This window comes from Phormidium sp. FACHB-1136 (genome assembly GCF_014697375.1).
In the GTDB taxonomy this organism is placed as follows: Bacteria; Cyanobacteriota; Cyanobacteriia; order Phormidesmidales; family Phormidesmidaceae; genus Nodosilinea.
Genome location: NZ_JACJRS010000036.1, coordinates 1 through 13,010, shown reverse-complemented (window position 1 = coordinate 13,010; position 13,010 = coordinate 1). Strand labels below are relative to the sequence as shown.

The following is a 13,010-nucleotide window of genomic DNA, read 5'->3' as shown; positions in this document are numbered from 1 at the left end:
CCTAAAACTCGACGACTTGAGGGGAGACTTCTCCCGAATCAAGATCGCCTAACCTGGTTCACCCTCGGCGGCATCCGCCCGGTTGGACAGGCTCAGTCTGACATCACCTTCGCAGTTAGAGTACTCTGATCCCCTCGTCACGATGCCGTATTCCTCCAGAACCCTCGTTGCGGCGCTGCTGCTCCTCAGCACGGCGCAAGCAGGCTCTAAGGCTCTAGCCTTGCCGTTGCCCCCCCTAGTGGCCCAAACCTCAACGACGGTTCCGGTGCCCGACAACGCGCCATCGGCTATTCCACCTCAAGGTATTCCACCTCAAGGTACCGAGGCGTTGATCCTGGCCCAAGCCACCGAATCCCCCAGTGCTCCCGCCGCCCAACCCCAGGGAGGATTTGCCTGGTGGTGGCTATTGCCCATCGCCGCTGGATTGGTCGGAGTCCTGGCCTGGGCCTTGGGCCGTCAAGAGGACGCCCCATCGGATGCGCCGCCTGTTTCGAGGGAGACCGCCGCCGCCCCGCCGCCCCCAGTTGATGCGACCACAGCGGTAACGGAAACTCCCCCAACCACACCAGCATTAACCACCACAGCGGCCCCCCAAGAATCTACCCTTCCAGATGCCACCGCCGCCCCCCTAGAAGCCGATCCCTGGCTTGATCCAGCCCCCGTCGTGGCTGAAACGTCTGAACCTGTCGTCCCTGAGATTCCTGAACCCGTCGCGGCGGAAATCCCTGAACCTGTCGTCCCTGAGATTCCTGAACCTGTCGCGGCTGAGATTCCTGAACCTGTCGTCGCTGAGATTCCCGAACCTGCGGTTGCCGAGGATAGTTCGCTCTCACCCACGGTTGAAACCCCTGAAACGCCGACGGCCCCTTCCGTTGAGGAAACTCCCATTCCTCAGCCTAGTGCGGTTCCGGTGATGGCGGTGGCCACGGGGATGACTGGCCTGGTGGCGGGCGCGGCGGGGCTGGCGGCGGGCGCAGCGGCAGCGATGGCCAGTACCGAAGATCAGACCGATATTGAGGCCAGAAAGTTTGATGTGGTGGGGCAACCCACCGATGGCAGCATCGACCTATCCACCATTGACGATGGCCTGCCACCCCTGCCCGATGGCTATGGGGAAAGCCGGATTGTGCTGATGCCCCGCGATCCTCAGTGGGCCTATGTCTATTGGGATGTGCCCCACACCCACAAGGAAGACCTGCGCCGCCAAGGGGGCGAACGGCTGGCCCTGCGGCTCTACGATGTTACCGATATTGACCGCAACTACCAAGCCCCCCACGGGATGCAACAGTGCGACTGCGACGAACTGGCACGGGATTGGTATCTGCAAATTCCCGTCAGTGATCGCGATTATCAGGCCGAAATCGGTTACATCGCCCACGATGGCCGCTGGTTGTTGCTGGCCCGATCCAACACCATCCGCATTCCCCCCATCTACCCCTCAGACTGGAGCGAAGACCACTTCAAAACCGTTGCCTGGGAGGAAGAACTGCGGGGCAAAACCCTGATGACCCTGGTCGATGCCAACCAGAAATCACGCAGCTTGCACGAGCAAATGTACGCTATTTCCCAAGCGGGCGAGGCGGATCGCGTCGATGGCTCACTCTATGGTTCCATGCAGCACATTCCCGGATCGGTGCCCCACGTACCGGGTTCGGCGCAGCAGGTAGCGGGGTCTATTCAGCACGTCGCCGGATCTGTCCAGCATGTCACTGGATCCATCGCCCCCTATCAGTCCGCAGAAAGCTCCTATTCCTGGGGAGCCTCCGGGGCCGGATTGCTCCACGGGATGCCGGGGCCAGGGAGCCTGGTGCCTACGATGTCGGGAATTTCCTCGATGTCTGGGGTGGGCATGGGTGTGACGATGTCCGGCGTTGGCCTGTCTGGCGTTGGCCTGTCCGGCATTGGTATGTCCGGCATTGGTATGTCCGGCGTTGGCCTGTCCGGCATGAATGTATCTGGATTGAATATGTCCGGGTTGACGATGTCCGGCATTTCGGGCTTAACGATGTCTGGGGTGGGCTTCTCGGCCTCCATGCCCCCGGCCCGCCCGCGCAAATTCTGGCTGGTGGCCGATGCCGAACTGATCGTCTACGGATCCACCGAACCCGATGCCACCGTCACCATGGCCGGACAGCCCATTCCGCTTAGCCCCGAAGGCACCTTCCGAGTCCACACCAGTTTCCCCGATGGCAACATCGACTACCCCATCATGGCCGTGGCGGCAGATGGCGAACAAAATCGGTCGATTCACATGACCTTTGATCGTCAAACCCCCGACCGCCGCACCAACACCAAGGAAGAAGCCCAGGACGAATGGTTCCAGAGCTAGTCACCCCGATGTCCACCGAGAAGTGCGCCGACGGATGGATTTCTCCCGATTGGCTGAGTCGTCCAGCGGTGGAGGTGGCCCCGGATTTGTTGGGTTGTCGGCTGGTGCGGCAATGGCCCGATGGCCGCCAACTGGAGGCGGTGATTGTGGAAACCGAAGCCTACACGGAGGGCGATCCGGCCTGCCATGCCTACCGCCGCCAAACACCCCGCAACCGGGTGATGTTTGGCCCAGCGGGCTATAGCTACGTGTACTTGATCTACGGCATTTACCACTGTTTTAACGTGGTGACAGACCAAACTCGGGTGCCCAGTGCTGTGCTAGTTCGGGCGGTGGAACTGGAGACGGTTCCCCCCTGGTTGGCCCAGGATCGTCAAGCAAAAAACCGGGGAAGGCGACCAGAGAAACCCAGCCGATGGGGGGCTGGCCCCGGCAAAACCTGTCAACTGCTCGACATCGACCGTCGCCTTACGGAACAGCCCTTGATTCCCACAAGCGGCCTATGGCTAGCTCCGCCCACCACCCAGTGGCGGCAACGGGTTGCTCCTTCCCCCAACCGCATCCAAACCACCCGCATCGGCCTCACCCAGGGCACGGAGTTACCCTGGCGCTGGTACATCGAGGATTCTGCCGCTGTCTCGAAACGGGCTTAGCCCAATCCACCGCAGTATCCACCGCAATCAAGACGTTTGTAGAGGTGTTATTTCGGCTTTATGCCCAATCCGAATTGGATAACCCCGATCTCCAGCCCAGTAAACCGTAGGGGCGAGGTCTCCTCGCCCGCTGATACCGGGGGCAAAGGAGCCAGATTTAGTATGAGTTGGGGGTGAGATATTGGCGGAAGAATTGGATTTGGATCTGAGCCGCGAGATTTTGGAAGTGGGGATCGCTGATGCCGTGGCCCATGCCTTCAAACTGGTAGAGGGTGACGGGGGCTCCGGCAGCATCCAGCATGTCGTGGAAGTTGCGGGCTACATCGATTTGAAGAAAATCCTCCGTGCCGTGGAACATCAGGGTGGGGGTGGTGATGGCCGTGGCTCCATAGAGGGGAGAGTTCGCGATGTAGGCTGCGGGGTCTTCCATGGGGGATTGGCCCACTAGGTAGGAGAGCAGGGCCGAATAGCCCAATTGCCATTCGGTGAGGGTATCTAGCAGAGAACACTGGGGGTTCGCCGCCGCAAACAGACCGGGAAACTGGCGCAGGCTTTGGGCCGCAAAGTAGCCACCATAGGAACAGCCACTCACGCCGATTTGGTTGGCCCGCGCCCAGCCCATCTGCACCACCTGTTGAATGATGTCCCTGCCCTCCACAAGGTCGATGTGGCCGAAGTTTTGGTGATCCGCTTGCCCCCGATAGAAGGCTGAGCCAAACCCTTCCCGTCCGGTGAGCGGCACCACCAGGACAGCAATGCCAAAGTTAGGCAGCAGGTTGAGGGGAATTTCCACCTCCGCAGCAAACTCATTGGCCATGGAGAACCCTGGCCCGCCCTCCTGCCAAAACACGAGGGGCACCCCCTGGGGCGGGAAGGCTTGCCCCTCCGGCTGCACCAAAAAGCCCTGGCGGGGGCCGTTTTGGGTGGCAAACTGCACGGGCTGATACTGCACCCGGTTCACGCTTTGCAGATCAGCATTGACCTGGGTGAGGGGTGCCGATGGAGACGGGTCGTTGGATCGCCAGCGAAAGAGTTCGGGTAGTTGGGTGACGGAGGAAAAGCCGTAAATAATCGTGTCGCCGCTGGGGCTGAGGGCTAAGGCCGCAGGATCGACGGAGCCAGGGGGCAAGGGCAGGGGACGCAGGCGAGACTGGCGGGGTTGGGGACGGAGGGCAGGGTTCAGTTCGGTACTGAGTTCGGCCCTGGAATCGGCCCTGGAATCAGGACTAAGGTCGGGGCTGGAATCGGCAGTGGAATCGGTGCCGAGGTCATACACCCAGAGTGGACGCTGATGACCAGCGGAGGCCCAAAACAGCAGTTGATCTTGGCCTAAAAACCACCCCTGAGATTCATAGGGGCCTTGGAGGGCGGGCTCATCAATCGTATGGAGGAGGGTGCCATCACGGTCGTAGACCTGGTAGTAGGCGGAGTCGGGGAAGAGGTAGGTGGGGTGGGGCCGTCCGGCTAGGTGGGCGGGGCGGTGGCGTTTCACCAATAGGCGGCGACCGTCGGGGCTAAAGTAGGCGTCAGCAAAGCTATCCCCATGGTTATCCCCATGGTTATCCCCCTGATCTAGGTCGGCCCGCAGTTCTACCTGTAGGGGTTCGGACTGAGACAGATCAAACAGGCGCACCCAGTTGTGCTGGCGGAAGGGATTGTCTTGGGGAGGGGTGCGGCCTAGGGCATCTTGCACAACCGTACTGGCAAAGTTGGGGCTGTTGGGGCTGCGGTCATACAACTGCTGGGCATCGGTGGCGGTGGCGACGAGGGCCATATACTGCCCATTGGCGGACCAAGTGGGAGGCTGGAGAGTGAAGTCCTGAGGGAGGCGAGCCACTTCTAGTCGCTGGAGAGTATTGAGGGAGACCAGAAACACCACGTCTTCGTCTCCGTCGTAGACCCGGATGGCGAGCCTAGAAAAGTCTGGGGAGATCCCCAACACTTCCCCCGCTTCCTCACCCAAGGGAGCTACCTGGGTACGCGAGACGATCCCCGTCACGCGGTTGAGGGTAACGATTTCCCAGGGGCCGAACACACCCTGTTGCAAAAAATGCAGGGTATTGTTATCCACCCAGCGCACGAGGCCAGCGGGGCTGACCACGACATCCAGAAGATCCGTTGCCTCCGTGAGGTCGCCCGTGGGCAGATCGAGGAAGTAGAGGGTGAGTTGTTCGGGGCTGAGGGGTGAGTCTACGGCCACCAGCAGCGTGGTGCCATCGGGGCTGAGGGTACTGAGAATGTGGGGTCGCTGCACCGCTTGCAGGGCAGACAAACGTTCCTGTTCCGACGCGGACAGTTCGGGCTGATCGGGGATAGCCTCAAGCCCAACGGTGACAATGGCCGCCGGAGTGGGCACCCCTGCCAAAAGAGGTATACCCACCGTGCCCAGCAGCACCGCACACCACCAGAGTACCCCGCGCCCACCCACCCCACCCCCAGTCCGGTGGGGAAATTGCGGTGATCGCGAGATTAGACCGGATGTTTTACCGTGGAAGAAACGAAAATTGCCGCGTGGTAAGAAAATAGGTTTACCTCCCGGAATCAGATCCGTGGGCAACGAAAAACATAGACATCATACCCGTCCCTTGCGCCCTACACGGGGTTTACAAGCCTTTATTAAGAGTCGGCCCTGGTGATTCAAGAGTTCCATATTTCCATCACTCCCATGGCAGATCAGGATACCTACCTGCTGCGCATTGAGGCCGTGGCGGCGGGGGTGCCCTTGGCCGAAACCCAGGTGACTTGGCCCGTGGCAGACTGGCTCACCCAGGCCGAAGCCCTGCTACAAGATCCCCTCCATCAATTGCTCAGCCGTGCCCCCGGTGCTGAAGGGCTCCCCCAAGGGGCCGAGGCGGACTTGGCCATCCACCTAGGGCAAGACCTCTACCAACATCTGTTTCAGGGGCGCATTCGCGATAGCTGGCTGGCGGCTCAGGGGGTGGCCCAACACCTTCAACAACCCCTGCGCCTGCGCCTAGGGTTTAAAAATAGCCGTCTGCAAAGTCTGCCCTGGGAACTGCTCTACGACGAGGATCGCCCCCTGGCCACGGGCATGGATATTACCCTGTGCCGCTACTACCAAGGCCGCAGCATCGTTGATTTAGCCACCCTGCCCCCCCTGGCCCCCGCCTCCGAACCCCTGCGCGTGCTGATGGTGGTTTCTGCCCCCAGTGATCAGCATCGCCTCTCCCTCACCCGCGAAATTAAGCCCCTGCTGGCCGACTTGGCATCGCCCCCCAGTCGCTCTAGCCCCATGCCCCATCCCAGCGCCCGCCTGCGGCAACCCCTCGATATTCAAGTAACCCTCCTAGAGCAACCCGGTCGGGCGGAACTGGTGCAAGCGCTAGAGCAAGGCAACTTTCAGGTGTTGCACTATGCGGGCCACAGCGACGCCAGCTTTGACCACGACCCCAACCACCACGACCACGACCCCAGCGGCGGCGACCTTTTTTTAGTGAACCGTCACAACGGCCTGACCGAAAGCCTCAGTGGCAAAGAACTAGCGGGCCTGTTGGTGAATAACGGCATTTGGCTGGCCGTGTTCAACTCCTGTCGCGGAGCCTACACCCCCAATCCCGATGCTACCTCCGACTGGCGCTTGCAAAATCTGGTACAAGCTCTGGTGACGCGGGGCGTTCCCGGCGTCATCGCTATGGCCGACCGCATCCCCGACGACGTAGCCATCACCTTCACCCAACTGCTCTACCGCAACCTGCGCCAGGGCTATCCGGTGGATGTCTGCCTTAGCCGGGTGCGCCAGGGGTTAATGACCGCCCACGGATCCCGCCAACCGCTCTGGATGTTGCCGATTCTCTACCTGCGACCCGGCTTTGACGGCTACCTGTTCGCCGTCCCAGAGGCCCAACCCGCCGACCTACTGGAAACCATTAACCTAGAGGATCTGTCCCCTGAACCAGGGCTGATGCCCCCCGACTACAGCACCGATCCCGATATCTCTAGCTTGGCCCAGGAGGTCTTCTCTGGCCACGCGGCCCTGGCCACACCACCCACCACCGCCGTCATCAGCGACTGGCTCAATGACTTCGACACCCCCCCGCCCCCCGGAGAAGACCTCGTTGCCAACCTCGTCCAGCAACTTACCGCCCCGGACTCTCCATCCGAAGCAACCGCCTCGCCTCCCCCCGGTTCTCCCCTCTCCCCATCTCCCCCTTCCCCTGACTCTCCAGCCCCCACGTCCCGTCGCGTCGTCGTCGGCAGTGCCCCCGTCGCGCCGACACCTGCCCCGCCCCAGTCCAGGATCCATGCCCTCACCCAACCCATCGAATCACTCCGCCACACCCTGCTCAGCCTTCCCGCCCCTTGGCGATGGGGTGCGATGGGAGTCATCGCCTTTGGATCTGCCGTGCTCCTAGGGATAGCCCTGCGCCCTGTGCCCCCCCTCCCCCCCAATGACGGGAGTTCCCCCTCGGTTTACCCTGGCCCGTCGCCCTCACCGGAGGGGCCAATCTCCGGGAGTGGCAATGCGGTCATCGTCCTGCAAGCGATCCAATTTCTCACCACCGACCGACCTGCCCAGGCTCGTCGTTCCATCGAGCAACTGCTGGATCAGCAAGACTTAGCCGCCGCTCAATCGGTGCTGGCCGCTGCCGCCCCCAACCAACTGCTCGATGCCGATCTCGCCTTTGTGCGGGGACGCTTGCTCTGGCAACAGGCCATCCTCGGCGACCAGGGAGCCACCCCCTACGATGCCCGCCGCGCCTGGATGCAGGCCATCCAAGCCAGGGAAAACTTCCTGGACGCTTGGGTCGCCCTGGGCTTTGCCCACTATGTCCTAGCCGATAACAACCAAGCCATCGAAGCCTGGGAAACCGCCCTCCGCCTCGACCAGGCCCAACTGCGGGATCGCCACCCTGATGGCCCACCCCAGGTCTCTTCGGCGTTTACCACCAATGCCATCGCTGGCCTTGCCATGGCCTACGCCCGCCAAGGCGAACAAACCCCCGACCCCAACGAACGCCAAGCCGCCTTCAACCGCGCCAACGACTATCTACTGATGGGCGTCAACCTCGACCCCACCATCCTCGATCCCAGGGTTTTGGGCCTACGCTGGATCTGGACACCCGCCTTAATCGACACCTGGCGCACCACCGTCAGCCGCCTCGCCACCCTCGCCCCCAATCCAGAGGACGGTAATGCATTTTAGTGCAGGACAATTGACGCCCACAGCCTCGCCACTCGTCATGGGTTTGGCTCCCGGTTTATCGCAATGGCATCGCCTGATGTTCCTCTAGCCTGTACGAAATAGGGCTATAAGGTACTCCTATTTCGTACAGGCTAGAGAATAATCAGACGACCCTAGAGACCTTACGGCAGTAGATTGCTGTTTTTGGCTGTTTTTTCTCTGACCCGTAGATTAATGCACTACCCGTCGTAATTCTCAATGATGATAACTTTACTCCCCAACGTTGGTAGGATTGCTTAGTGGTGGAGGACTCGCCGATGTTCTAACTAATCTTACAGAGGACAGCCGTGCTTCACATGGGTTACATTGAGGACAACACAGCATAAACGCTGAGAATACATTTTTTTAGTAAGTGTTATGACACGCTGGGACTTAACACTAGGGCACCTCGATTAATTACCTTATTGCGAACTCGAAGAGTCTAAAACCCATGGAACTTCGTAGCCAGTCTCAAGAAGACCTGCATTTTTCGAGGTGCTCACTAATAAAATGTGAAGATGAGCGGAAATGACGAGGTCATAGGTCTTTGAATATGAGGCTTTTAGGCTACGAATTATACTCGTCCTCATGCAGTATTGGTGTAAACTTTCTAAAGCTATGATTGCTTGCCTTGTTATGAAATTGCTCACTCAAGGTTCTTCAGTTTGTCGTGCAACCTGAAGAACTTTAAAATATAAAACAGGCTGTCAACTCCTTCTGCTGAGAAAAGGCTATAGTATTTTTTCAGTGATTGACTCCTAGATAAACTAATTAATATATTGAATTTTCCATTTGTCAATAATCCGTATTTTGGTATTTCAAGATTTATATTCGTATTCATGTATAGAAGTAACTGATCGACGTGCCTGAATAGATCATTATCTCCACACTTCTTTACTTCTATCCCTAACTTCCATGTCTGGCGGCTCAGATAATGTAAATCGTGAAAATTAGCAATTTCTATGTCTTCAGTTTTCCTTTCAGGTTTAGAAGAAAGGACTAGGAAGTCGATCCTTCCTTCTACTTCATGTTTTACTTTGTCTTCATACACTTTCCTGCCCTCAAGTGTTCTGTGCCAAGAGTCTCCTGTTAACTTGAAATTTAATGGCACTTCATGAAGCACTGTCAGACCATTGCTATAAAATCTAAGCAATCTCATTATTGGCCCAAGAATTGCTGTAGAAACAGCGGTCTCTGGGAAGGGGGGATAAAAAATGCCACTTGTATCGCTCATTACTCTTAAAATGACATGGGATTCTTTAAGGAAGTTGCAAATGTATTCGGACTCATTATGAAGGCTGCAACTGTCAAGATATTTCTGTAAATCCGAGAACTCACTGCCCCCAGCAATTCTTTCCACCCTCATAGCATTTTCTACATCTTCCAGATCATAGTTGCTGGCGCTAGGTGTGAATTTCATATTTGGATTCCTCCCTCGCTATTTTCATCTTGTGCCTAAAAATAGTCTGTATACTAGCTTAATCATTCAGTGAACGTATTGTTATGTCCCTGCGCCAAACGCCCCTTTATTCTCGCTGCCTAGACCTCAAGGCCCGGATGACCGAGTTTGCCGGGTGGGAAATGCCCGTGCAGTTTGGCGGCATCAAGCAGGAACATGAGGCCGTCCGCACCCAGGCGGGGCTGTTTGACATCTCCCACATGGGCAAGCTGCTGTTTCGCGGCAACGGTGCTCTAGCTGCCCTGCAAACGTTAGTACCCTCTAACCTGGGACGACTGCCCCCCGGTAAGGCGCAATATACGGTGTTGCTCAATCCCCAAGGCGGCATCATCGACGACCTGATTATTTACCTGAAGGATCGGGATGAATCGGGCATCGAACAGGTATTTACCATCGTCAACGCCGCCACCACCGACAAGGACAAAGCCTGGTTTCTGGAGCATTTGGCTGGAACTGGGGTGGAACTGGTGGATCAGTCAAGCGACTTTGCCCTGCTCTCAGTACAGGGGCCAAAGGCGGTAGACATTCTGCAAACCTCCGTCACGGAGGATCTGTCCACCGTAGAACGCTTTGGCCATGTGGACGGCACCGTCCTCGGAAAACCTGCCTTCCTAGCCCGCACCGGATACACCGGAGAAGACGGCTTTGAAATCATGCTCGATCCCGCCACCGCTGGGGAATTGTGGGACGCCCTGCTGGAGGCTGGCGTTGTCCCCTGTGGCCTCGGTGCCCGCGACACCCTACGCCTAGAAGCGGCCATGGCCCTCTACGGCCAGGACATTGACGACACCACCAGTCCTCTAGAAGCCGGACTGAGCTGGCTAGTGCATTTGGACGACGTGGGTGATTTTGTGGGGCGATCTGTCCTAGAACAGCAGAAAACCGAGGGCGTATCTCGCCGCTTGGTGGGGCTGTCTCTATCCGAACGCCACATTGCCCGTCACGGTTATCCCGTTCTCCACGAGGGCAACCCCGTCGGTATCGTCACCAGTGGCACCCTCTCCCCCACGTTGAACAAGCCCATTGCCCTGGCCTATGTTCCCAGCCACCTGGCTAAGATCGGGCAGACCCTAGCCGTAGACATTCGCGGCCAACAACGCCCCGCCCAGGTCGTAAAACGCCCCTTCTACAAAGTCTAAGCCTTTGTACGACAAGCCATACGAGTCTCTTTAACGACTATATTTCCCTAAAGTACAGGGTGTCGCTGTCCCATTTGCACCTGCCACAGGCTGGCGTAGATGCCCTGATGGGAGAGCAATTCCTCATGGGTGCCGGATTCCACCAACTGGCCGTCCTCCATCACATAGATGCAGTGGGCGTTGCGGATGGTGGAAAGGCGGTGGGCGATGGCGATGGTCGTGCGGTTTTGGGTGATGGTGTCGAGGGAGCGCTGGATGGCGGCTTCGGTTTCGTTGTCTACCGCTGAGGTGGCTTCATCCAGCACCAAAATGGGCGGATTTTTGAGGATGGCCCTGGCGATGGCGATGCGCTGGCGTTGGCCCCCAGAGAGTTTTTGGCCTCGTTCGCCGACGAGGGTATCGTAGCCCTGGGGTAGGGCTACGATAAAGTCGTGGGCCTCGGCCAGTTTGGCGGCTTGGATAATCTCCTCCCTCGTGGCCGCGAAGGTGCCGTAGATAATGTTTTCGGCCACGGTGCCGTGGAACAGAAACACGTCCTGGCTGACGAGACCAATGCCTCGGCGCAGGTCGGTGGGGTTGATGTCGCGGATATCCACCCCGTCTAGGACGATCTGGCCTTCGCTGACATCGTAGAACCGCAGCAGCAGCTTCACTAGGGTGCTCTTGCCCGATCCCGTAGACCCCACAATGGCGACAGTTTGCCCAGCGGGGACTTTCAGGGTCAGGCTTTCTACCACGGGGGGGCGGTCGGGGTAGGCAAAGCTGACGTTCTCAAAGCGGATTTCGCCCCGGATTTCGCTGACGGGCACTCGCAGGGAGCCGGGGGTGAGGACAATCGGGGCATCCAGCAAATCCATCACCCGACTAGTAGAAGCCATGGCCCGCTGGTATTGGTCGAAGGTTTCGCCTAGGCGGGTCAACGGCCAGAGCAACCGCTGGGTGAGAAAAACGAGGACGCTGTAGGTGCCCACGGCCATCTGTCCGGCCACGGTGGCCAAACCGCCATAGACCAGGGTGGCGGTGAACCCAAACAGGATCAGGACGCGAATCAGCGGAATAAACAACGCACTGAGGGCAATGGCCCGCTGGTTGCTGAGGCGATAGGCTTCGCTTTCGGCCTGGATGCGCTGAATTTCGTAGTCTTCGGCGGTGAAGCTTTTGATCGTTACCATGCCGCTGAGGTTGTTGGACAAGCGGCTATTCAGCAGGCTTACTTTTTCGCGCACATCGGCATAGCGGGGGGCCAGCTTGTTTTGAAAGGCCACCGCCCCCCAAACAATCACGGGCATAGGCAGCATCGCCAACCAGGCCACCTGGGGAGCCAGCACAAAGAACGCGCCCCCAATCAAAATCACGGTGGTAATCACCTGGAGAACTTCGTTGGCCCCTCGGTCTAAAAACCGTTCGAGCTGGTTGATGTCGTCGTTGAGCACCGCCATCAGTCGGCCACTGCTGCGGTCTTCAAAGTAGACCATATCCAGACTTTGCAGGTGGGCGTAGGCTTCTACCCGCAGGTCTTTTTGGATGGACTGGGCCAGGTTGCGCCACAGCACATCGTAGGCATACTCAAAGGTCGATTCCAGCCCCCAGATCACCACCGTCAGTAGCGTCAAGGCCACAAACTGCCCCGGAATCGACGCAATCCCCCAACGGGCAATCCAGGAATCCTGCTGTTGCACCACCACATCCACCGCCAAACCAATCAACACCGGGGGAGCCAGGTCGAAGGTTTTGTTCATCACCGAGCACACACTGGCCAGCCACACCCGCTGACGATACTGACGGCCATAGCGCAACAGACGACGCAGGGGATGGGGCGTGCTGGATAGGGTGAGCATGGGGCACCTCGATTAATTGCCTGATTGCGAATCTTTATTGCAAATTCTTGGAGCCCAAAACCATTGAAATCTCGTTGCCATTCTCAATAGGATTGGTATTTTTCGAGGCACCCCATAGGTCACTAGGTAGACACCATTTTCATCCTACCTTCCGAGTAGCCTATTAGAGGCAGAAGCCCAGCCCTCTGGCAGGGCAAACGCATACTCATAAGGACGGTCCGGTTTCGGTAGTGCATTAATGCACGGGACAGAGGAAAATCAGGCTACGCCACCACGATAATCAGGGAGACAAACGCATGGCCATCGAGATGACCTGTCCGACCTGTGGGTCTCACGATATCTCCAAGAACGGCACCAGCCATCGCGGGAAGCAAAATTACAAGTGCCGGGACTGTGGCCGTCAATTTGTG

8 protein-coding genes are annotated in these 13,010 nt (G+C 58.3%); 5 read left to right on the top strand and 3 right to left on the bottom strand.

The annotated features are described in order from the left end of the window. Window positions 1-142: 142 nt before the first annotated feature. Both H6G62_RS28600 and H6G62_RS12550 read left to right on the top strand, forming a co-directional pair. The gene (locus H6G62_RS28600; RefSeq protein WP_347239350.1) at window positions 143-2,329 is read left to right on the top strand and encodes a DUF4912 domain-containing protein; all 2,187 of its coding nucleotides are present in this window, start codon (window positions 143-145) and stop codon (window positions 2,327-2,329) included. Then, window positions 2,314-2,982 carry a DNA-3-methyladenine glycosylase gene (locus tag H6G62_RS12550; protein ID WP_347239349.1) on the top strand — a complete coding sequence of 223 codons (669 nt, stop codon included), beginning with the start codon at window positions 2,314-2,316 and terminating at the stop codon, window positions 2,980-2,982. The genes H6G62_RS28600 and H6G62_RS12550 overlap by 16 nt, the downstream gene beginning before the upstream one ends. 157 nt (window positions 2,983-3,139) lie before the next feature. Here H6G62_RS12550 and H6G62_RS28595 read toward each other — a convergent pair whose 3' ends face one another. Further along, window positions 3,140-5,410, bottom strand: coding sequence for a prolyl oligopeptidase family serine peptidase (locus H6G62_RS28595; RefSeq protein WP_199324941.1), 2,271 nt, complete (start codon window positions 5,408-5,410; stop codon window positions 3,140-3,142). 204 nt (window positions 5,411-5,614) lie between these two features. Here H6G62_RS28595 and H6G62_RS12540 point away from each other — a divergent pair, with 204 nt between their 5' ends. Further along, the gene (locus H6G62_RS12540) at window positions 5,615-8,146 is read left to right on the top strand and encodes a CHAT domain-containing protein (RefSeq protein ID WP_190495593.1); all 2,532 of its coding nucleotides are present in this window, start codon (window positions 5,615-5,617) and stop codon (window positions 8,144-8,146) included. A gap of 664 nt (window positions 8,147-8,810) precedes the next feature. On the opposite strand, the gene H6G62_RS12535 is transcribed toward H6G62_RS12540, so the two are convergent. Next, entirely contained in the window at window positions 8,811-9,584 is a 774-nt protein-coding gene (locus H6G62_RS12535; protein WP_190495591.1) for a hypothetical protein, read from the bottom strand. 83 nt (window positions 9,585-9,667) lie between these two features. Here H6G62_RS12535 and gcvT point away from each other — a divergent pair, with 83 nt between their 5' ends. Continuing rightward, window positions 9,668-10,762, top strand: a complete 1,095-nt coding sequence (gene gcvT / locus H6G62_RS12530) for a glycine cleavage system aminomethyltransferase GcvT (protein WP_190495589.1) — start codon at window positions 9,668-9,670, stop codon at window positions 10,760-10,762. Window positions 10,763-10,809: 47 nt separating this feature from the next. On the opposite strand, the gene H6G62_RS12525 is transcribed toward gcvT, so the two are convergent. Next, window positions 10,810-12,600 carry an ABC transporter ATP-binding protein gene (locus H6G62_RS12525; protein WP_190495587.1) on the bottom strand — a complete coding sequence of 597 codons (1,791 nt, stop codon included), beginning with the start codon at window positions 12,598-12,600 and terminating at the stop codon, window positions 10,810-10,812. Between the two features lie 308 nt (window positions 12,601-12,908). On the opposite strand from H6G62_RS12525, the gene H6G62_RS12520 reads away from it, so the two are divergent. Then, window positions 12,909-13,010 (top strand): IS1 family transposase (locus H6G62_RS12520; RefSeq protein ID WP_199324940.1); only part of this gene is annotated, 102 nt, incomplete at its 3' end.